This is a genomic window from Halovenus marina, assembly GCF_051414115.1.
Taxonomy (GTDB): Archaea; Halobacteriota; Halobacteria; order Halobacteriales; family Haloarculaceae; genus Halovenus; species Halovenus marina.
The window spans coordinates 2,092,579-2,112,312 of record NZ_JBLKNZ010000001.1; the positions used below are offsets into that span (position 1 = coordinate 2,092,579).

General features: G+C 63.1%; 19 protein-coding genes. 9 read left to right on the forward strand and 10 right to left on the reverse strand.

Translation table 11 applies throughout. From position 1 onward, the window contains the following. The first annotated feature begins 31 nt into the window (after positions 1 to 31). Complete coding sequence (locus tag ACMGFL_RS10715; RefSeq protein ID WP_436935529.1) at positions 32 to 835, forward strand: enoyl-CoA hydratase/isomerase family protein; 804 nt, start codon at positions 32 to 34, stop codon at positions 833 to 835. Between the two features lie 18 nt (positions 836 to 853). Here ACMGFL_RS10715 and ACMGFL_RS10720 read toward each other — a convergent pair whose 3' ends face one another. Both ACMGFL_RS10720 and ACMGFL_RS10725 read right to left on the reverse strand, forming a co-directional pair. Continuing rightward, entirely contained in the window at positions 854 to 1,132 is a 279-nt protein-coding gene (locus tag ACMGFL_RS10720; RefSeq protein WP_436935530.1) for a UPF0058 family protein, read from the reverse strand. 131 nt (positions 1,133 to 1,263) lie between these two features. Beyond that, complete coding sequence (locus tag ACMGFL_RS10725; protein WP_436935531.1) at positions 1,264 to 1,479, reverse strand: ribbon-helix-helix domain-containing protein; 216 nt, start codon at positions 1,477 to 1,479, stop codon at positions 1,264 to 1,266. A 296-nt stretch (positions 1,480 to 1,775) separates the two neighbouring features. Between ACMGFL_RS10725 and ACMGFL_RS10730 the strand changes: the two genes are divergently transcribed. Together ACMGFL_RS10730 and menD are read left to right on the forward strand one after the other, a co-directional pair. Further along, positions 1,776 to 3,116 (forward strand): isochorismate synthase, encoded by a 1,341-nt coding sequence (locus ACMGFL_RS10730; protein WP_436935532.1) that lies wholly within the window; start codon positions 1,776 to 1,778, stop codon positions 3,114 to 3,116. Continuing rightward, positions 3,113 to 4,864, forward strand: coding sequence for a 2-succinyl-5-enolpyruvyl-6-hydroxy-3-cyclohexene-1-carboxylic-acid synthase (gene menD / locus ACMGFL_RS10735; RefSeq protein WP_436935533.1), 1,752 nt, complete (start codon positions 3,113 to 3,115; stop codon positions 4,862 to 4,864). The genes ACMGFL_RS10730 and menD overlap by 4 nt, the downstream gene beginning before the upstream one ends. Before the next feature lie 25 nt (positions 4,865 to 4,889). Here menD and ACMGFL_RS10740 read toward each other — a convergent pair whose 3' ends face one another. The 3 genes from ACMGFL_RS10740 to ACMGFL_RS10750 form a co-directional block, all read right to left on the reverse strand. Next, complete coding sequence (locus tag ACMGFL_RS10740; protein WP_436935534.1) at positions 4,890 to 6,197, reverse strand: O-acetylhomoserine aminocarboxypropyltransferase/cysteine synthase family protein; 1,308 nt, start codon at positions 6,195 to 6,197, stop codon at positions 4,890 to 4,892. Between the two features lie 105 nt (positions 6,198 to 6,302). Beyond that, a complete protein-coding gene (locus tag ACMGFL_RS10745) occupies positions 6,303 to 6,929 on the reverse strand; it encodes a helix-turn-helix domain-containing protein (protein ID WP_436935535.1) in 627 nt (208 codons plus the stop codon). Between the two features lie 67 nt (positions 6,930 to 6,996). Beyond that, positions 6,997 to 8,895, reverse strand: a complete 1,899-nt coding sequence (locus ACMGFL_RS10750; protein WP_436935536.1) for a DEAD/DEAH box helicase — start codon at positions 8,893 to 8,895, stop codon at positions 6,997 to 6,999. Positions 8,896 to 8,983: 88 nt separating this feature from the next. On the opposite strand from ACMGFL_RS10750, the gene aglJ reads away from it, so the two are divergent. Beyond that, positions 8,984 to 9,919, forward strand: a complete 936-nt coding sequence (gene aglJ / locus ACMGFL_RS10755; protein ID WP_436935537.1) for an S-layer glycoprotein N-glycosyltransferase AglJ — start codon at positions 8,984 to 8,986, stop codon at positions 9,917 to 9,919. A gap of 10 nt (positions 9,920 to 9,929) precedes the next feature. Here aglJ and ACMGFL_RS10760 read toward each other — a convergent pair whose 3' ends face one another. From ACMGFL_RS10760 to ACMGFL_RS10770, 3 genes are all read right to left on the reverse strand, one after another. Further along, positions 9,930 to 10,253 (reverse strand): hypothetical protein, encoded by a 324-nt coding sequence (locus ACMGFL_RS10760; RefSeq protein ID WP_436935538.1) that lies wholly within the window; start codon positions 10,251 to 10,253, stop codon positions 9,930 to 9,932. Between the two features lie 94 nt (positions 10,254 to 10,347). Further along, positions 10,348 to 10,686 carry a peptidyl-tRNA hydrolase Pth2 gene (gene pth2, locus ACMGFL_RS10765; protein WP_436935539.1) on the reverse strand — a complete coding sequence of 113 codons (339 nt, stop codon included), beginning with the start codon at positions 10,684 to 10,686 and terminating at the stop codon, positions 10,348 to 10,350. A gap of 67 nt (positions 10,687 to 10,753) precedes the next feature. Next, the gene (locus ACMGFL_RS10770) at positions 10,754 to 11,200 is read right to left on the reverse strand and encodes a DUF5793 family protein (RefSeq protein ID WP_436935540.1); all 447 of its coding nucleotides are present in this window, start codon (positions 11,198 to 11,200) and stop codon (positions 10,754 to 10,756) included. Positions 11,201 to 11,357: 157 nt separating this feature from the next. On the opposite strand from ACMGFL_RS10770, the gene ACMGFL_RS10775 reads away from it, so the two are divergent. The 3 genes from ACMGFL_RS10775 to ACMGFL_RS10785 all read left to right on the forward strand — a co-directional run bounded on the left by ACMGFL_RS10775 (position 11,358) and on the right by ACMGFL_RS10785 (position 16,212). Further along, a complete protein-coding gene (locus ACMGFL_RS10775) occupies positions 11,358 to 11,852 on the forward strand; it encodes a DUF7549 family protein (protein WP_436935541.1) in 495 nt (164 codons plus the stop codon). Between the two features lie 172 nt (positions 11,853 to 12,024). Next, on the forward strand, positions 12,025 to 13,674 hold the full coding sequence (locus ACMGFL_RS10780) for a type II/IV secretion system ATPase subunit (protein WP_436935542.1): 1,650 nt from the start codon (positions 12,025 to 12,027) through the stop codon (positions 13,672 to 13,674). Positions 13,675 to 13,716: 42 nt separating this feature from the next. Further along, the gene (locus tag ACMGFL_RS10785) at positions 13,717 to 16,212 is read left to right on the forward strand and encodes a type II secretion system F family protein (RefSeq protein ID WP_436935543.1); all 2,496 of its coding nucleotides are present in this window, start codon (positions 13,717 to 13,719) and stop codon (positions 16,210 to 16,212) included. 9 nt (positions 16,213 to 16,221) lie between these two features. On the opposite strand, the gene ACMGFL_RS10790 is transcribed toward ACMGFL_RS10785, so the two are convergent. Further along, positions 16,222 to 16,677 carry a DUF7992 family protein gene (locus ACMGFL_RS10790; protein ID WP_436935544.1) on the reverse strand — a complete coding sequence of 152 codons (456 nt, stop codon included), beginning with the start codon at positions 16,675 to 16,677 and terminating at the stop codon, positions 16,222 to 16,224. Positions 16,678 to 16,763: 86 nt separating this feature from the next. On the opposite strand from ACMGFL_RS10790, the gene ACMGFL_RS10795 reads away from it, so the two are divergent. Continuing rightward, positions 16,764 to 17,828 (forward strand): sensor histidine kinase, encoded by a 1,065-nt coding sequence (locus tag ACMGFL_RS10795; protein ID WP_436935545.1) that lies wholly within the window; start codon positions 16,764 to 16,766, stop codon positions 17,826 to 17,828. 63 nt (positions 17,829 to 17,891) lie between these two features. Here the strand turns inward: ACMGFL_RS10795 and ACMGFL_RS10800 are convergent, their stop codons facing one another. Next, positions 17,892 to 18,326 (reverse strand): acyl-CoA thioesterase, encoded by a 435-nt coding sequence (locus tag ACMGFL_RS10800; RefSeq protein ID WP_436935546.1) that lies wholly within the window; start codon positions 18,324 to 18,326, stop codon positions 17,892 to 17,894. Positions 18,327 to 18,448: 122 nt separating this feature from the next. On the opposite strand from ACMGFL_RS10800, the gene ACMGFL_RS10805 reads away from it, so the two are divergent. After that, on the forward strand, positions 18,449 to 19,669 hold the full coding sequence (locus tag ACMGFL_RS10805; RefSeq protein WP_436935547.1) for an MFS transporter: 1,221 nt from the start codon (positions 18,449 to 18,451) through the stop codon (positions 19,667 to 19,669). Positions 19,670 to 19,734: the final 65 nt, after the last annotated feature.

Here is a 19,734-nt window from a genome sequence, read left to right on the forward strand (position 1 = left end):
GACTTAACACCGCACTTTCCGTGCAACGGATATGGACAGCGTCCGCTGTGAGACAGTCGACGGGCGAACAGTCGTCACGCTCGACAACCCCGACCTCCGAAACGCACTGACAGTCGAGATGGCAGAAGAATTGTCAAAGAGTCTCGACAGCCTCGACGACAGCGTTCGGTGTGTCGTCCTGCAAGGAGCGGGGAAGACATTCTGTGCTGGTGGGGATATCGAGGCGATGCTCGAAATCGCTCACAGCGAGAGCGAGGAGAGCGCTCAGGAGGTTTCCGACGACCGACTGGAGACAGTCGCTCGGCCAATCGTCGATGCAGTCAGGACAGTCCACGAGTGTCCCGTTCCGACCGTCGCGAAAGTCGACGGTCCGGCCTTCGGGGCTGGCGCTGCGCTCGCACTTGCCTGTGACGTCGTGCTCGCCAGCAAGCGAGCGGAGATGAGCTTTGGCTTCCGACAGGTCGGTCTCTCGGTCGATTCGGGAACCTCGTATCTGCTCCCGCGGGTCGTCGGACTGAACGTCGCAAAGGAGTTGGTGTACACGGGCGAACTCGTCGACGCCGACCGCGGCGAGGCCATCGGCCTGTTCAACGAGGTCTATCCGGCCGAGGAGTTCGAACAGCGAACGCACGGCTTCATCGACCGGATCGCAAGCGGGCCGACCGCCGCGCTCAGGGAGTCGAAACGGCTCCTCGACAGAAGCTTCGAGCGGTCGTTCGACGAGGCAGTCGAGGCCGAACTCGAAGGGGTCGGACGAACGGCGAGCACCGACGACCACATCGAGGGCGTCACCGCCTTCGTCGAGGGACGTGACCCGGAGTTCGAGGGTGAGTAAATCAGACCAGACAGCAATTCACAGTCTGCTTTCGGCGTCTTCGGCAAGTTCTTTCATGCGCTTTGAGACGCGCCCGGCGTCGGAGAACTCGTCTTCGCTCATCGCGTTCGCAAGTGCGTTGCCGAGGACGAACACGGCGTGTTTGTGCTCGCTCTTTGACTTGTGGACGTCGTCGGGCGTCACGTCGATCTCCTCGTACGGGTCGAACAGCGACTCGTCTACCTGTTCGAGTTCTTTGAAATACTCCATAATGGTGACCATCTCCGCATGGAGTTCGAGCAACTCGTCTTTGTGCATACGCTCTCTACGGCGGCAACTGGTTTAAGAGTTGTTTGGGATTCGATACCAGAACGGCTGTCTGCCCCGCTAGCTGACGGATGTCGGCACCCCGAGGAGCCGAATAGCTGGACGTACGCACGATTGAAGTGTCAGAAGACGTATTCGTCGTCGTGACCCATCATACCGTCGTCTTCGTATCCTGGCTCCTCCCCCTCGTCGGTCGGTCCGCTCGTTTTGTACGCCTTCAGCCCTGTCGACAGGAGGTCCTCGATCGCTTCCTCGCGGTTGAGGAACTCGCCCTGTTCGACTAGCTGGGCTATCTGCATCTCCAGATGCTCCGGGATGGTGATCTCTACCTTTGGCATCGCAACGTGCGTGGGTTCGACTGAGGGGTATTTAAACCTGACGGGGTTTGTTTTCGTGGAGAGAAAATAACAGGAGATATGGGAAAATATATTTTGGTCTGCTGTAGTTTATTTCTGATCGAACCCATCTTTGTTCAGACTGTCGGCTGTCCCAGCTCGAAACCAATTCGCCACCCCGGATGGCGAATATGTGTACGGACGGGCAACCGACAGTATCAGAGCGCGCGCAGCTTGTCGCTCAGACGACATCAGCGCTATAGTTAGGCTCAAAGGGACACAGTCCTAACGACGGTGTAATGGACTCATCGCGCGGCGAGCAGTGGGCATCCAGAACGGACGCGCGATCTGGAGTCGTCCGCGGCTGTCGAGTCGAGCGGGCACCAGTTCGGTCGTTTCTCTGTTCGCTCGACGAACCGCGGCTCGCGTGGGCAGACGCGACGGCGACGATTGCCGCTGGCGGTGCCGCCGAGACGATCACGACAGGCGGCACAGCTCGGTTCGAGCGTGTCAGAGCGCGTGCAGACGAGTTATTCTCCCAGCTCGACGTCGAGGTCGGGATTGCCAACAGCGCACGACCCCGGCTGTACGGCGGATTTGCCTTCACCGACGAGCACGCCGACGCAGGAACGGTCTGGGAAGGGTATCCGGGGGCCAAGTTCGTTCTCCCGAAAGTACAGCTATCAGTAACCGCCGAGGGGCCGTGGCTGACCACAGCGGCGCTCGGACCAGGAGCCGAGCAGACAGCCGAGAGCCGACTGCAGGCCTGGGAACAGCGGCTGGCGGCGCTGCCCAAACTACGGACGGCGAAGCCGCCGACTATCCACGGTCGCACGTACACCCCCTCCAAGATGGAGTGGCGAGACCTCATCGAGACCGCGACCGACCGGATTCGACAGGGTGAACTCCGGAAAGTCGTCCTCGCACAGGCACTCCAGGCACAACTCGGCCGGTCGGTCGTGGTTCCCGACGCGCTTGCGGCCCTGGGCGCGTCCTATCCCGGATGTTACCGTTTTCTCTTCGAGCCAGACGTGGGCGGGACATTTTTCGGTGCGACACCGGAGCGGCTCGTCTCGGTTCGCGGAGAGACGGTGGACACGGAGGCGCTCGCCGGGTCGACCGGGCGGGGCGAGACACGCGCCGAGGACGAGTGGCTGGCGAACGAACTCGCCGAGAGCGAGAAGAACAATCACGAGCACGAACTGGTCGTCGAGGCGATCCGGGCGCAACTCTCAGGGCTGACCGAGAACATCCGGACCGGTGAGCGGTCAGTTCGACGGCTGGAGACCGTACAGCATCTGAGAACCCCAGTCCGGGCGACGCTCGAAACGGACCGACACGTGCTCGAACTGGTCGAGGCGCTGCATCCGACCCCGGCCGTCGGCGGTCTCCCACCGCAGAGAGCCCTGAAGACCATCCGCGAACTCGAACCCTTCGAGCGCGGGTGGTACGCTGCACCGGTCGGCTGGTTCGACGCGTCCGGGGACGGCACCTTCGCGGTCGCTATCCGCTCTGCGCTCGCCCGCGAGGAGACCGCGACGCTGTTTGCCGGGGCCGGGATCGTTGCCGACAGCGATGCCGACGAGGAGTACGACGAACTGCGACTGAAATACGGGCCGATCCTCGACGTGCTCACATGACTGCACCGAACCGGAACACGCTCTGGGCGGAGACACTCGTCGAGGAGTTCGCAGCCGCCGGAGCGCAGGCGGCCGCAATCGCACCCGGAAGCCGGTCGACGCCGTTGACCGTGGCATTTCACGATCACCCGGAGATACAGGTCTACTCCCATCTCGACGAGCGGTCGGCGGCGTTTTTCGCGCTCGGACGCGCCCGTCGGACCGGCCGTCCAACGCCGGTGGTCTGTACGTCGGGAACCGCGGCGGCGAACTTCCACCCCGCCGTGCTGGAGGCGAGCGAGAGCCGCGTCCCCCTGCTCCTGTTGACGGCCGACCGACCGCCGGAACTGCAGGACAGCGGCGCGAACCAGACGACAGACCAGCAGAAGCTCTACGGCGACGCTGTCCGGTGGTACCGAACCCTTCCGGAACCGGATCCGACGCCGCGGACGCTTCGCTCGCTCCGGGTGACCGGATCCCGCGCCGTCGCGGAAGCGACTCGTCCGCCCGCAGGACCAGTACATCTGAACGTCCCGTTTCGGAAACCGCTCGAACCGACGCCCGTCGAGGGCGACGTTCCGTCGGATCTGTCCCAGCGAGACCGACTCGCCGCCGAGGGGCGGTCGGGTCCGTTCGTCGAAACCACGCGCGGTCGACTGTCGCTGTCGGACACCGACATCGACCGTCTCGGCAATCGACTCGAAGCCGCCGACCGGGGACTCGTCGTCTGCGGGCCAGCAGACGCCCCGACGCCCGACCGGGATGCGCTCGCCGCGCTTGTCGATGCAACGGGGTTTCCGGTGCTCGCCGACCCGCTGTCGGGCCATCGCTTCGGGCACGACGAGGGAGTGGTGTGTGGCGGCTACGACTCGTATCTCGACGCAGAGGGCGTCGTTCCCGACCCAGAGATTGTCATTCGCTTCGGCGCGTCACCGACCTCGAAGGTACTCCGGACGTATCTCGCGGGCGTGGACACAGAGCAGTGGCTGGTCGACCCGGCGGGTGGCTGGCGCGAGGCGGAGTTCACCGCGACACGGATCGTCGAGGCAGACCCCACCGCGCTCGCTGATGCTCTCAACACGCGTCTCGATGAATCCGGAAGCGACTACGCCGACCGATTTGCCACCCTCGAAGGCCAGTACTGGGACACGATCGCGACAGCGACCGACGATCAACTGTTCGAGGGAACAATCGCCGAGACGGTCGCACGGGCCTGTCCCGATCCTGCGACACTGTTCGTCTCCAACAGCATGCCGGTTCGCGATCTGGATCGGTTCGCTCGCCCGCGACCCGCTGACATCACCGTGCTGGGCAACCGCGGTGTCAGCGGTATCGACGGAATCACCTCGACGGCGCTGGGCGCTGGCAGCGCGACCGACGACCCGCTCGTCGCCCTGACCGGCGACATCGCCTTCTACCACGACATGAACGGCCTGCTCGCGGTGCGGCGGTGTGGTGTCGACGTGACTCTCGTCCTCGTGAACAACGACGGCGGCGGAATCTTCCACAAACTTCCGATCGAAGCGTTCGACCCACCCTTCACCGAGCAGTTCCGCACGCCACACGGACTCGACTTCGAGCCAGCAGGCGAACTCTACGACATCCCGTTTCAGCGCGTCGACAGCCGTGCCGACCTGGAGACGGCAGTCGAGGCGAGCACGCGCGAGGACGGATCGCGGATCATCTTGGTCGAACCAGACGCCGAGCGGAGCCATCGAATCCGCGAATCGATCCACGAGACCGTCTGTGAGCAGTTCGAGAGCGAGTGACCCGTGGAAGTAGTGCAGGCCAGCCTCAGGTCGATGCGTCGATGGCCTGGTCGAGGTCGTCGATGATGTCCTGTGTGCCTTCGAGACCGACCGAGAGCCGAACGAGGTCGTCGGTCACGCCGGAGGCCTGTTTCTCCTCGTCGGTGAGTTGCTGGTGGGTGGTGCTCGCGGGGTGAATGATGAGCGTCTTGGCGTCGCCGACGTTCGCGAGTAGACTCGCGAGTTCGGCCTCGCGGCACATCTGTCTGCCAGCGTCGTACCCTTCCTCGAGACCGAAGGTGATCATCCCGCCGTAGCCGCCGTCGAGGTACTCGCTCGCGTTGTCGTGTGTCTCGTGTGATTCGAGGCCGGGATAGTTCACCCAGGACACCTCGGGGTGGTCGTCGAGATACTCGGCAACGGCCATCGCGTTCTCGCTGTGTCGCGCCATCCGGAGCGGGAGCGTCTCCAACTTCTGCATCGTCACCCAGCCGTCGAAGGGCGACTGCTGGTTGCCGAGGTCACGCAGTCCGCGGGCGCGCGCGGCGAAGGTGAAGGCCGCCTCACCGAAGTTCTCGTGGAAGTTGATGCCGTGGTAGGCAGGATTATCCTCGGTGATTTCGGGATAGTCGCCCGCCGCCCAGTCGAACTGGCCGCTGTCGATGAGCGCGCCGCCGATGGTCGACCCGCTGCCGTGGATCCACTTGGTCGTCGAGTGCCAGATGAGGTCTGCGCCGTGCTCGAAGGGATTACACAGCGCGGGAGTGGCGAAGGTGTTGTCGACAAACAGCGGTACATCGTGGTCGTGGGCGATGTCTGCGAGGCGCTCGAAATCCGGCGTCACCAGAGCGGGGTTGCCGATGGTCTCGACGTGGACGTAGGCGGTATCCTCGTCGATGGCCTCCTCGTAGGCTTCGTAATCGAGCGTGTCGACGAAGCGGGCTTCGATCCCGCGGCGACTCGCCGTGTGAGTGAAGTAGGTGTAGGTTCCGCCGTACAGCGCGGAGGCGGTGACGATGTTGTCCCCGTTCTCGGCGAGCAGGAAGGTGGCGAGGTCAAGCGACGCCATGCCGCTTGCGGTTGTCATGCAGCCGATCCCGCCTTCGAGGGTCGCCAGCCGGTTTTCGAGCATCATCGTCGTCGGATTCATGATCCGACTGTAGATGTTCTTGCCCGTGTAGGCAGCCGCGTAGGTCATCGGTTCCGCTTCGAGCGCGAACAGTTCTGCCGCGTGCTCGTCGTCGTCGAAGACGAAGGATGTCGTCTGGTAGATAGGCGGTGCCCGCGACCCAGTTGCCGGGTCTGGCTGCTGTCCTGCGTGGATGCTGTCGGTGTAGATGTCGTCGTCTGTCATACACCGGCACCTCGTGGCCTGTCCATATCAACGCTTGCCCGAACCAGGTGTATTGCCGCTGTCTGCGAGGCGTTGGCCGAGCCAATTCGACCGTCGCGCAACCACTCACTCCCGGACGAGCAGTTCGTCGAGCAGTTTCGACTGCGCGGCGTTGAGGTGTTCGGTGAACGTCGATGTCCCGATATCGAGTTCGGACGCAACCTCGCCCGCGTTCGCTTCCCGGGGATACTCGAAATAGCCCATCCGGTAGGCGGTGCGCACGACTTCGCGCTGGCGCTCGGTCAGTTTCCTGAGATCAACCGGAACGACCTCGGACTCGTCGCGCTCCTCTCGGCCGCGGGCGAGATACTCGACCTGAACGTCGCCAAACTCCGACTGGAGTGAGCCGAGGACCTCTCGAAGTCCGTCCATATCCGGCGTGTGAAGCGTCACATGCAGGTCACCACCGTGAGCGTAGGTCTCCGTGACCGGACCGACCGAGTCCTCGATTGCCTCACAGATACATTGTGGCTCCCCGTCGCGTTCGAACTCGTAGACTGTCTCTGCGCCGTAATCGAAAACGGCCTCCATCGTCTCGCCTGCGTCGCTCGCGGTGAACTGTTCGACCACCTCCCCGTTCCCGGTCGCCGCCCGCGACACGTCGGTGACCGCCCCGTCGATCTCGGCCGAGGTATCCGCAACCGGGCAGTTGTCTGCGTCCGGAAAGACGAGTTCGGCCCGAATTCCAACCATGCGTGAGTATATAATGTACCCCAAAAACAACGGTTCGCCTGTTCTCAATCGGTGGGAATGTGCCGGTCTATTCGATCGGCTCATCCCCGTCAGAGGAGACCCTACTTCCGTCTGTGGGTTCGTTCGTCGTGTCGTCCTCGGGTTCGGCCGTGGCTCCGGTTCGTTCGGTCACTCTAACGCCTTTCTCGGCGAGATACCGCATCCGCTGTCGGGCGAACTCCTCCTCGCGTGTGCCTCTGGTCGCGAGCACGTACATGCGGGCACGACCGGTCGGACGCATCGTCCGACCAGCGCGCTGGGTTCCCTGTCGCCGCGAGCCACCGAGCCCGGACGCCACGATAGCCAGTTCCGCACTCGGCAGGTCGATCCCCTCGTCGCCGACGCGGGAGACGACGAGCGTCGGGAGTTGGCCCGCGCGGAACTGCTCGAAGAGTTTCTCCCGGCGGTGGTGAGGCATCTCCCCGCTGACGAACGGGACGCCGAGTTCGTCCGCGTAGCGCTGTCCCTGGTCGAGGTACTCGACGAACACGAGCGCCTGCTTCTCGCCAGCAGCACTGAGAATCTCTTTGATCTCCGCAATCTTTGCTGGATTCGTCGCGGCGACCTGTCGGCGCTCGTGACCCTCGCTGCTCACGTACTCGTTCTGGCTGTCGTCGTCACCCCACGGGACGTATCGGATCTCGACTTCCGGTTCGGCAACGAAGCCCGCATCGAACAGCGCGTCCCAGTCGGTGCCGATAGGGGGTCCAACGAGCGTGAAGATGTCCGTCTCGCGGTCATCCTCCCGCAACGGTGTCGACGAAAGTCCGAGTCGATGTCGGGTCTGCAGATCAGCACTGCGTCGGTAGACGGGGCTGGGGATGTGATGCACCTCGTCGTAGATGATCAGCCCCCACTCGCGGCTCCCGAAGAGTTGGCGGTGTCGGTCCATCCCCGCCGTCCGGTAGGTAGCGATGGTGACCGGCCGAATCTCCTTTTCGCCGCCGTGATACTCCCCGATCTGTTCCGGGTCGAGGTCGGTGTGTTCGAGCAGTTGCTCGCGCCACTGCCCGGCGAGTTCGCGACCGGGCACGAGAATCAGCGTCTCGCCTTCGATCGCCGCGAGAATCGCGAGTGCCGTCACGGTCTTGCCGCTGCCCGGCGGTCCGACGAGGACGCCCGACCCCGCGTCGAGAAACTGCGAGAGCCACGCTTGCTGGTACTCGCGGAGGTCGACGGCGAGTTCGACCGGGAGCGGGTCACCGCGTTCGAGCGAGCGCTCGTCCTGTACGGGATAGCCCGCTTCGTACAGCGTTCGCTTGACCTCGGCGACCCGGTCCTCGTCGACCCAGCTTTCGGTCTCGGAGATGCTGGCCCGGAGCTGGTCGTCGTCGAGTTTCTGCCGGGCGACGTTGCCCATGAGATCCGCTGACGTCGCTTCGAGGACCGTGTATCCCTCCTCGTGTGTCCGGAGCGTGAATCGGGTCGCGCGCCGATACTGGCTCTCGATCCACTCTTCGAGACCGGGATACCGCTCGGGCAGCGTCGCGCGGACAGTTCCGAGCAGGTCCTCGACGGAGTCCACAGGAGCCTGCCAGATGTCCTCCTCGCGGAGTTCGTACATGTAGGCCCCGGAACCGGTCGTCTCGACAAGATGGGCAAACTGCGAAAGCTGTGCCCGCGTGAACTGGGTCGGCTGGTCGACGACCAGCTCTCGCCGGTTCGGAAAGACGACGATTCGCTCGCGGTCGGTCATCCGCGCCCAGTCGCTCGGATACCAGATGACGGGGTCGTTCGAGACATCGAGTCGTTCGAGAACTCCCTCGCGTTCGAGTTCGTCCAGCCGGGACGTGGCTTCGTCCTGCGTACACGAGCGCTCCTGTGCGTACCGGGTCGCAGTCACGACCGGCCGACCCAGCGTTTCGAGCGTGTCGTAGAACGTGTCGGCGTCGTCTGTCACTGAAAGCTCTAGACGAGTCCCGGACAAACCGCTTGTGTTTGTGTGTGTCCGACCGTCGAGCCCTGGGAATCGCAATCACCCGGTTTTTTGCCGGGCACCGATGTACTCTCCTCTAATGGCGGCCCACGACGAGGTCTGTGTCCTCGTTCCGACCTACAACGAAGCCGAGACCATCGCGGACGTCGTCGAGCGCTTCCGAGCGGAGGGGTTCGACGACGTGTTCGTCATCGACGGCGGATCGGACGACGGCACGCCGGAACTCGCACGGGAGGCCGGAGCGCGCGTCGAACAGCAAAGCGGGAGCGGAAAGGGACAGGCGGTAAGGGAGGCCGTCGAGATGATCACCGCACCCTACGTGCTGCTCGTCGACGGGGACGGTACCTACCGCCCCGAGCAGGCCAACCGGCTTCTCGATCCCTTGTTGTCGGGCGAAGCCGAACACGTCATCGGCGATCGGTTTGCGGACATGGATCCTGACGCGATGAGCCGACTCAATCAGACCGGGAATCGAATCATCAACCGCGCGTTTCGATTCATTCACGGCCGGGACCTGCAGGACATCTTGAGTGGCTACCGCGCGTTCACCCGCGAGTCCTTCGAGCGGTGTTCGCTCACGGCAGACGGGTTCGGCATCGAGACAGAGATGGCAGTCGCATGTGTCCGACAGAACGTCACCACCACAGTCGTTCCGATCACCTACGAGCCCCGACCGGGCGATTCCGAGACGAACCTCAGACCCTTCCGGGACGGCGGCGTCATTCTGCTGACGCTGTATCAGATGGCCCGGACGAACAACCCTATCTTCTATTTCGGAAGCATCGGTGTACTCAGCATCCTCTCTGGAATCGCGATGGCACTCTGGGTTCTGTGGCGGTGGTTCGGCCAGGGCATCTCCCACGAGGTGGTCGCGCTCGCCTCCGGCGTCGCTATCCTGTTTGGCGTCCAACTCGTCATGTTCGGCATCCTCTCGGACCTGATCGTCACGATGAACCGCGAACAGACGCGTCGAATCGAGCGACTCACGGACGAACTCGATAGCGACGAGGAGTAGAAGCGACAGGTCAAAATGGAAAGAGCGCGCGAAGGCGACCGAACAGACTGTTCGAGAGCTGCTCGCGTTTGGCCTCGAACACCGGGTGAAGCGCGTTCAGGAGGTCCTGCTCGGAGGAGAATTGCTGTCGGTCACACTCGCTGAGGGCGTCTTCGAGCGTGATCCGATGGCCCGACGCGTCGACGTCGACCGTGAGATAGCCGTACTCCTCCGCGAGCTGGTCCGCATCGATCGGAAAGGAGATACCGGCATCTTCGAGGCGGGCGTCCAGTTCGGCAATACCGAACTCTATCGCGTCGGGCTCTCCGCTGTTGCTCGGTGGTGGCCGAACCATTATGTAGACCGCGGTTCCTCTGGAATGAAAATATTGTGGATCCCACCTCGTGCAGGCGGGCAGATCGCTTCTGGGATTCGAGCGGACGGGACAGTCAGTACAGCGAGAGGTCACCGGTGACCGCATCGACCCGGTCGTCGGCGGCCGGGCCGACTGCGAGCGCGGTCACAGTACCGGGATCGAGCTGTGTGTGTCCCGCATCCCTGACGATTGCGTGCGGGATGCGCTTTTTGTCCGCCCGGTCGGCCAACTCGAACAGCTGTGACTCGCTGTTTGCCTGCAGGACGATTTTCTTCTGTCCGCTGCCCTTCCACTCGCGCTGGGCCTGTCTGTCCGCGTCTTCGTAGGCCTGCAGAGACGCGTGGGCGACCTGCGCGGCGAGTTTGCCCTCGCCCATCCCGAGATCTGCGCGCGCGACAATAGCCTGTTTCATACCTTCGTTCCGTGGGGTGGCCACAAGAAGCTGGTTACCTGTCGGTAGCCGTTCGCCCCGTGCCAGTCTACAGTTCCACGCCGCTCGGGATCAGGCTGTACTGGCGAAGCAACCCGCCGTCCTCGTCGTAGACGATCAGCGAGTCCATGTCGTAAACGACCGTCTCTCCGTCGTTGCGTTCGATCCGGATCTGGTAGGTCTGGTCGTCGGACTCGTTTCGTGTCGCGGCGACGAGGTCGACGATTTCGGTCGCGTCCACGTTCGCCTCGATCAGATACTCGCCGGTGATCCGATGGGTGAGACTGAAGACGCCCGTCGCGTCGGATGCATCGACCGAGCCCTGCAGTCGGAGCGCCGCATCCATCTCGTCGGCCGAAAGCAGCCCCCCATCCTCGCTTCCAAGCTGGGCTGTGAGTGTCTCCTCCGGCCCGTCGTACCGGATAGAGAGGGTGGGCTGGTCGGGGTCGTCGGTGTCCGTGTTGTCCGCCGTCAGTGTGAAGTGATCACGCCTCATCCGCTACGTCCATCTACGGGACGAGACGCCATGAACGTAACGCCGGGAGACAGGACAATCCGAGCCCAAAGGGCGCTTCAGGACGATCTTCAGAGAACAGGGCCATCGGAGCGATCAGTCGGTGGGTTTTATCAGGAGCGGACTCGCGCTCGCTACTATGTGGGTTCGTTCCGAGTACGCCGGTGAACTCGCTGTTCTCTCGACGTGGCTGTGCGCGCTCGTCCCGTGGTCGGTGACGGTCATCACGGAAGAACTGACGGCCGTCTTTTTCTGGTTCACCCCGCTCAATCTCCTCTTCACCCCCGGAACGGAGATTCGGGGGAGTCGTCCGCTGTGGGTCTGGGACTTTCTCGACTTTGCGGTCTACGACGGCGAGACCTACGTCACCTATCTCTGGCTGCTCGGCGCGGTACTCGTGCTGGTCGCGGTCGCGTTCAGCCTCGTGTACTACGTCGACGAACAGCGGGTGCAGCGCCGCCGATTCGACCCCGTTCGCGTGCTCGGAGTGCTGTTGCTCACGGCCGGAGTGGCCTATCTCGGCGCGTTCTGGCTCCTCCTTCAGCATCACGCTGGCACCACGCTGCCGGTCGGGACCGTGCTCCTGCTCGTGTTCGGCGTCGTGTTGTTGCAGACCGAGCAGGTCGACGGATAATGGAGCAGACCGAGCAGGTCGACAAATGATGCGACAGGCCGAACAGAATGACAGACGATGATTCAGACTGAACAGATCGACGGGAAATGCAACGACCGCGACACGTCGACCGGGTGCGTTTTAAGTACCTGGCTGTGCAATCCCTGACAAACCCGGGGGACACAACTCACAGATGGCGCAAGACCACGCCGATCAGGGCACGCCCGCGTCACAGCGGGGCGCAGACGAGTCGGAGCAGACCGGTGGACTCCGGTCGTGGCTCTCGCGGACAGCACGTGCGCTGACCGGATCGACGCTTGAGATGTCCGAATACGACCCCAACAGACACGGTCGGCTCGTGGGCTTCGACGGACTCGATGGCTACGAAGAGGTCGACCGCTACTGGGTGAACGTTCCCTACGCCTTCGTCTCGATCAACTACGACGCGGAAGAGGCCGAACACTTCTACTACGTGGTCGAACCCGACCTCTCCGAGTTCGAGCGAGAACTACTGGATCGGCTGTTCGAGGACATCCGCGGGCCGCTGCTGTACCGCGAGGAGATAGCCGACGACCCCGAAGTCGCGCTGCAGGAGGAACTGTGCGCCCGTCTCGAAGAGTACGGCGTCGACGTCGGGCCGGAGACGTTCTATCGGCTCTTTTACTATCTGTACCGGTCGTTTCAGGGTTACGGCAGACTCGACCCGTTGATGCACGACCCCCACATCGAGGACATCTCCTGTGACGGGCCGAACCTGCCCGTGTTCGTCTATCACGACGACTACACCGACATCGAGACGAGCGTCACCTACGACCCGGACGAACTGGCGAACTTCGTCATCCAACTCGCCCAGCGCTCCGGACGACACGTCTCCGTCTCGGACCCCGTCGTGTCGACGACGCTGCCCGACGGATCGCGGATCGAACTCGCGCTCGGCGAGGAAGTGACGCCGAAAGGCTCTGCCTTCACGATCCGAAAGTACGCCGAGGAACCGTTCACGCCGATCGATCTGCTGAACTACGGTACTGTCGACCGGCGACTGCTCGCGTACGTGTGGCTCGCAATCGAGAGCAACAAGTCGATGATCTTCGCGGGCGGCACCGCGGCTGGCAAGACCACGTCGATGAACGCCCTCTCGATGTTCGTCCCGCCGCGGGCGAAGGTGGTGAGCATCGAGGACACGCGGGAACTCTCGCTGTATCACGACAACTGGCTCTCTTCGGTGACTCGCGAACAGCGCGGCGAGGGTGACATCACGATGTACGACCTGCTGCGCTCCGCGCTTCGACACCGGCCGGAGTACATCATCGTCGGAGAAGTCCGCGGCGAGGAGGCCATCACGCTCTTTCAGGCGATGAACACCGGTCACACGACGTTCTCGACGATGCACGCAGACAGCGTTCAGACGGTGATCAACCGGCTCGAAAACGACCCGATCAACGTTCCCCGGCCGATGGTCACGTCGCTCGACATCCTCTGGGTGCAGGTGCTCGGCCGCTCGGGCGGCGAGCGCGTCCGACGGGCGAAGACCCTCGCAGAGATCGAAGGGATCGACCAGCGAACCGGCGAACTCGACTACTCGAACACCTACGAGTGGGGGGCACAGTCGGATTCGTGGACAGAGCGCAACTCCGAACTACTCGACGAGATCCGAAGAGAACGAGGCTGGAGTCAATCGGAACTGCTCAAGGAACTCCGGAACCGCAGGCGGTTTCTGAAGTTTCTCCAGCAGAAGGGCATCACCGACTACCGACGCTTCACCGCGATGGTCAACAAGTACTACGCCGACCCCGAGGAGGTCATGGAACGGATCGACAGCGAGAACGTGCACGTCGAGTCCTGATATGCACCACAGCACCCACCGAAAGATGGGAGGGCGACCGCGATGAACGTCGTGTTTTTCCTGCCAGCGACCGTCGTCGTCTTTGTTCTTATCGTCTGGCTTGGGGGGAAGGTGAGCCACGGAATTCGACGGTGGGGCGAGCGGGTCGCACGGGTGCTGTTTGACCCACTCGTCTCGGCGAACGCTGACCGGGAGCGGCGCATCGAGTCAGCGTACATCGAGACGACCTACCGAACGTACGCGGCGAAGTCGCTGCTGTACACCGTCTTTGGGTTCGTCGCCGGGGCGATTGCCGGAGGGTATCTCATCGTCGGTCTGCTGGCCATCTTCGAACCGCTCGTGCAGGCGCTCGCGGGGCTTCCGCGGACGATGACCGCACCACTCGGAATCCATCCGAACTACGTCTTCGAGATATCTGATTCGACGCGGCGATTGGTGATCGCAGGCGGTGGAGTTGCCATCGGTGTCGTCGTCGCCGTCCTCGCGTACGTGCTCCGCTGGCAGGTCCCGGCGAGCGACGCGGAGGTTCGGCGGCGCGCGATCAACGAGGGGATGCCACGAACCGCCGCGTTCATGTACGCGCTGTCCCGCGGTGGGATGGAGTTCCCGGAGATCCTTCGAACGCTAACCGAATACCGCAGCGTCTACGGCGAGACGGCAAACGAGATGAGCATCACCGTCCGCGAGATGGACCTGTTCGGACGGGACATGATAACCGCACTCCGGCGAATGTCACGCCGGACGCCGAGCGAGCAGTTCAAGACGTTCTCCGAGAACCTCACGAGCATCCTGCAAAGCGGCAGCGACCTCTCGGCGTTTCTCGAAGACCAGTACGAGCGGTTCCAGGAGGAAGCAGAGACTCGACAGGAAGACATTCTGGAGGTGCTCGCGACCCTCGCGGAGGCGTACGTGACGATTCTCGTCGCCGGGATGTTGTTTTTGATCACAATCCTGCTGGTGTTCGGGCTGACGGTCACGGACACGCTCTGGATACTGCAGTTGCTCGTCTATCTCGTGATCCCGCTCGGAAACGCTGGCTTCGCGGTGTATCTCCAGCAGAAGCTCGACCTGCTCGGAATCGCTCGCCGGAGCGGCAAGTCAATCCTCGACCAGATGACGATAGCGACGCCGACACGCTCGGTCACGGGGGCAAGTCGTCGCCTCCCCGACGGCGGCCTCGCTCACGACGCCGACCGGGAGAACAGACAGGTGCTGGCCCAGTTCGACAGGGTCGAGCGCATCAGACGCGGCCTGCGAAACCCACTTCAGACGTTTCTGCGCGCCCCGCCGAAGGTGCTGTGGCTGGCCGTTCCAGTCGCGGCGATTGTCCTGCTCGTCCGAGCGCCAGCGGCGTTTCAGGCAGACGGCATCGCGGTGCGCATGCTCGACGACTTCATCATCCAGTCTGCGCTGTTCGTGCTGGTGACCTACGGCGTCGTTCGGCAGTTCTACAAGCGTCGCATCGACAAGATAGAGGCGGCGATACCCGAACTGCTCGAACGGTTAGCGAGCCTCAACGAGGCAGGGATGTCCGTCGTCGAGGGGATCAGTCGCGTCCGTGGAAGCGACCTCGGCGTCCTGACGCCCGAGGTGGACCGCATCTGGCGGGATATCGAGTACGGCTCGAACGTCAGCGACGCCCTGATCCGCTTTGGGAGACGCGTTCGGACGACAGCGATAACCCGCGTGGTGATGCTGTTGACGAACGCGATGCGCGCGAGCGGCAACATGGGGCCGGTTCTGCGCATCGCCTCAGAGCAGGCCCGAGCCGAGGTCAACCTCCGTCGGGCACGCCGCCAGCAGATGTTCACCTATCTCGTGGTCATCTACGTCTCGTTTTTCGTCTTTCTGGTCATCATCATGGCTGTCACGGAAGTGCTCGTCCCCAGCCTTCCCGCGGCAGTGCCGACGCCGGGGGAGAATCAGGTCAACCGCCTCGGCACGAACGTCGACGCATTCAGCCGCTTTGCCGAGGTGAACGCGGCCAGTTACACGCTGATATTTTTCCACGCGGCGCTGCTTCAGGCGCTCTGTGCTGGACTTATCGCTGGGCAACTCGGTGAGGGATCCCTGCGCGACGGCGTGAAACACGCGACGGTCATGCTGACTATCGCGTATCTGGTCTTCATCCTGCTCAGCGCACCCGTCGCGACGCTTTCGATCACCGAGGCAACCTCGGCCGGTGACTCGGTTCGGATCGAAGGGGCAGACCTGTCCGACGGCGGCTTCATCGCCGTCTACGACGATGCCGACGAAGGGGTCAACGGAACCCTGCTCGGCCACACCGAGTATCTCCCGCCGGGGCCACACGACTCGGTCAACAGCCAGACGGGGGTAGAGATACCGCTCCAGTACGGCGAGATAACAGAGGATACGGAGATCCGGATCGTCGTCCACCGGGACACAAACGGGAACCAGGAGTTCGACTTCCGTGGGCCGTATCTGCCGGGAACGAGTCAGACCGACGGCCCCTACCACCCGGTTTCCGACACCGGGCAGTTCGGTGAGCGCGTCGAAGTCACGTACATCGGAGACTGAACGGGATTCTCAAAAGTCCGGAAGGTCGTCGGGAGCCTCGTACTCGGTTTCCCAGTCGATATACTCGTCTTTGAGCACGTCACAGACGACCTGTCCGAGTTCCGTCATCGCGGCGTTGATCCCCGAAGCGACCCCCCACGAGTCGATGTCGGGGTGGTACTCGCGTTCTTTCCAGTCTTCGGGAATCCCCGGCGCGTGATAACCGACTCGCTCGGCATACGAGTCCCAGAAGAAGTCAAAGCGGTCGATCATCTCGAGATCCACGATGATATCGAAGGTGTCGGCCTCGATGTCGGTTTCCGCGGCCCACTGCTCGAAGGCCCGTTCCCACGCGCCCTCGCGCAGGAACTGTTCGAGTTCGTCGCGACGATAGTCGGTGTCACCCACGACCTCCGCGTCCTCGTACTCGTTTGGGTCGTGCGCTTCGAGCTCGGGCGGGTCGGGCACAGAAACGTCCAGTGACATGCCCGGACGTACGGAAACAGCGCGTATAAACGCTCGTTTGATCTCCGACCCACAATCTTCAACACACCTCCCCAAGAGACATTCGTATGGTCGAACCACAGCGACTCGGCGCGTGTGGACTCATCAGCGCCAGTGGGGCCGTACTCATCGGTATCATGGGTGGGAATATCGTCACCCGGTCGCTTCCAACTGCGGGGCTGCTGCTGGCCGGATTCGGCACGCTCATCGGGGCCGCACTGTTAATCGCCGGAATCGCCATCTACCGGTCGGACGTGACGGGGTCACAGGCGAGTCGGATCGCTGGCTGGAACAGCCTCGGAATCGTCGTTCTCGGGGCCGCCATTTTGCTGTTTTACATGTATCAGACTGCCGTCGGAAGCCCCCCGCCGAACCCGGTGTTTTCCGGGGCGGTCGTCGTCGGCGTCAGCGCAGTCGCACACGTCCTGATCGGGGTCAACGACGTCCGCCGGATCAGGGCGAAGGAACTGGCACAGGAGCGCGAAAAGCTCTCGGTGCTCGCGCGACTCGTTCGCCACAACCTCCGCTCGGAAGCACAGGTGCTGTACGCACATGCCGGACGGCTAGAGCGATACGCATCCGACGACGAGGAACTTGCAGAGATCGCGGCAGCGGTCCAGCGGACGGGTGAGACGTTCTCCGATACCCACGAACAGATCCGGATCCTCCAGACGCTCATCGGTGAGGAACCGGACCGGCGCGCGATGGACATCACGGCGGTCGTCGACGAGTGCGTCGCTGAGATTCGCGAGGAGTTCCCGCAGGCCACGTTCGAGACGGATCTGCCCGAGAGCCAGTCGGTGCTGGCTGGCGAGTACATCTCGGCAGCCCTCACGGAGTTGCTCGAAAATGCGGTCGTCCACGCACCGGATAGCACACCGCGCGTGACAGTGTCGGTCACAGCGGGGGGTGACGGAGCGGTCGTCCTCACGGTCAGTGACAACGGGTCCGGCGTTCCGGAACACGAACGGGAGGTCGTACTCGGGGAAACGTCGATCACACAGCTCGACCACGCGAGCGGAATCGGACTGTGGCTCGTGCGCTGGATCGTCGACGCCTACGACGGGGAGTTCGACATCGACGAAAACGAGGCTGGAGGGGCCGACGTCAGCCTCCGACTTCCGAGCGCGTGACCGACCGGTATCTTCGCCCAGAACGTGCGGTTCAGCGGCACGGTTGTACGGACAGCCGAAGTATCAAGACTGGTCGAGTGCCTCCGCTCGCAACTGCTCGCCGCGGTCAGTTGCAACCGAGAGGTCGGGAACCGAGAGAGACTCGCCCGCTTCGTCGACGGCGACGGAGACGACTGTCGCCTCGGTCGCCAACTGTCTTTCGCCGGTCTCGTGGTCGTCGTGGAAACAGCGGACACGAACGGTCATGCTCGACGTGCCCGTCTCGTAGACGTAGGCGTCGAGCAAGGCGATACTGCCCTCGGGGAGCGGTTCGTGGAACTGGCCACGGTCGAAGCGCGCGGTGACGACTGTCTTTCCCGAGAACGTCATCGCGCTCATCGCGCTGGTCTGTTCCATCCACTTCAGCACGTCGCCGCCGTGAGCGGTGTGGTACGTGTTCGACTGTGCTGGCAGGACGAACTGGCGTGACTCCACTTTCGAGTCGAGGAGCGTGGGCATACCCTCCGTCGGAGGGGCGTGTACGTGTCAGTTATGTCCTCGGGCGAACAGCCCGGCCGGAACCGACGAGTCGTCGTCCGTATCGCAAGTGTTTTATCCAGATTTTCGCAGGTACACAGTAGATGGCGTTTGCCCGATCTAGACAGGAGATCACCACCGTCAGCCTCGTGACTGGCGGCCACTTCCTGTCTCATTTCTACCTGCTCGCCTTTCCGCCGCTGTTTCCGTTCCTGCGCTCGGACCTGGCGCTCAGCAACGCGCAACTCGGGCTTCTCGCAGGGATCATCCCGGCGGCGATGATGCTACAGGTCGTCGTCGGCGACCTCGTAGATAGAGTGGGGGCAAAGCGCGTGTTCGTCGGGGGCGTCGCGATCACCTCGCTGTGTATGTTTCTCGCCGGGACGGGGTCGACGTATTTCGTCTTGCTCGCCTTCGCGGCGCTCTCTGGAATCGGACAGGCGGCCTTTCATCCGTCGGACTATCCGCTCGTCGAGACGGTCAGCGACCCGGAGCGACGGGGCCAGAACTTCAGCATCCACACCTTCGGCGGGACGATGGGCTTTGCCACCGCGCCGATCGTTCTCGGAACGCTCGGAAGCCGCTTTGGCTGGCAGACCGCACTGCTGATCGTCGGCGCGGTCGGGATGGGCTATGCTGTCCTCTCTGCTATCGCGCTCCCACCAGTGTATCGCGACCAGATGGACGCGAGCGAATCGGAGTCGAGCGACGATCGAGCGAGTTTTCGGGCGATTTTCCTGCGGCCCGGGATCCTCGTCATGGCTCTCTTTTTCCTGCTGTTTGCGACGGCAGCAACCGGTCTTCGGACGTTTGCGCCACTCTTTGCCATCGACGGCTTCCAGTTGTCCGAGGCGATTGGGAACACCGCGCTGTCGCTGTTCTTCGGAGCGTCGGCTGTCTGTGTCCTCCTCGGTGGCTTTTTCGCCGACCGATACAACCCCAGATACGTCATCGGTGCCGCAACCGGTATGGCGGCGCTCACGCTTCTGGTCGTCGTCGCCGAACTGGTGCCGGTCACCGCCAGCACGTTCGTCGCGCTGTTTACACTCGCTGGATGTGGCTACGGGCTCGTATTCGCCTCCAGAGACCGGCTGGTGAGTCGCTTCTCAGCGTCCGAATCGACCGGACGAAGCTTCGGCTTCGTGTTCACCATGAGTTCACTCGGACAACTCGTCACCCCCGTGTTCCTCGGCGCGGTGATCGATCTGTCGACTGTGTACGTCGCCTTCACGCTAATCAGCGGCTTTTTCCTGCTCTCGGGGGTGGTCGTGTTCACGATTGGACTCAAACCCTCGTCGGCACTCGCCCGGTTCACGCCGCGGTGACTGCGCTGATCCGCACTACAGTGACCGGATCAGCCGTCGCTGACGAACCTGTCCCGACAAGCGTT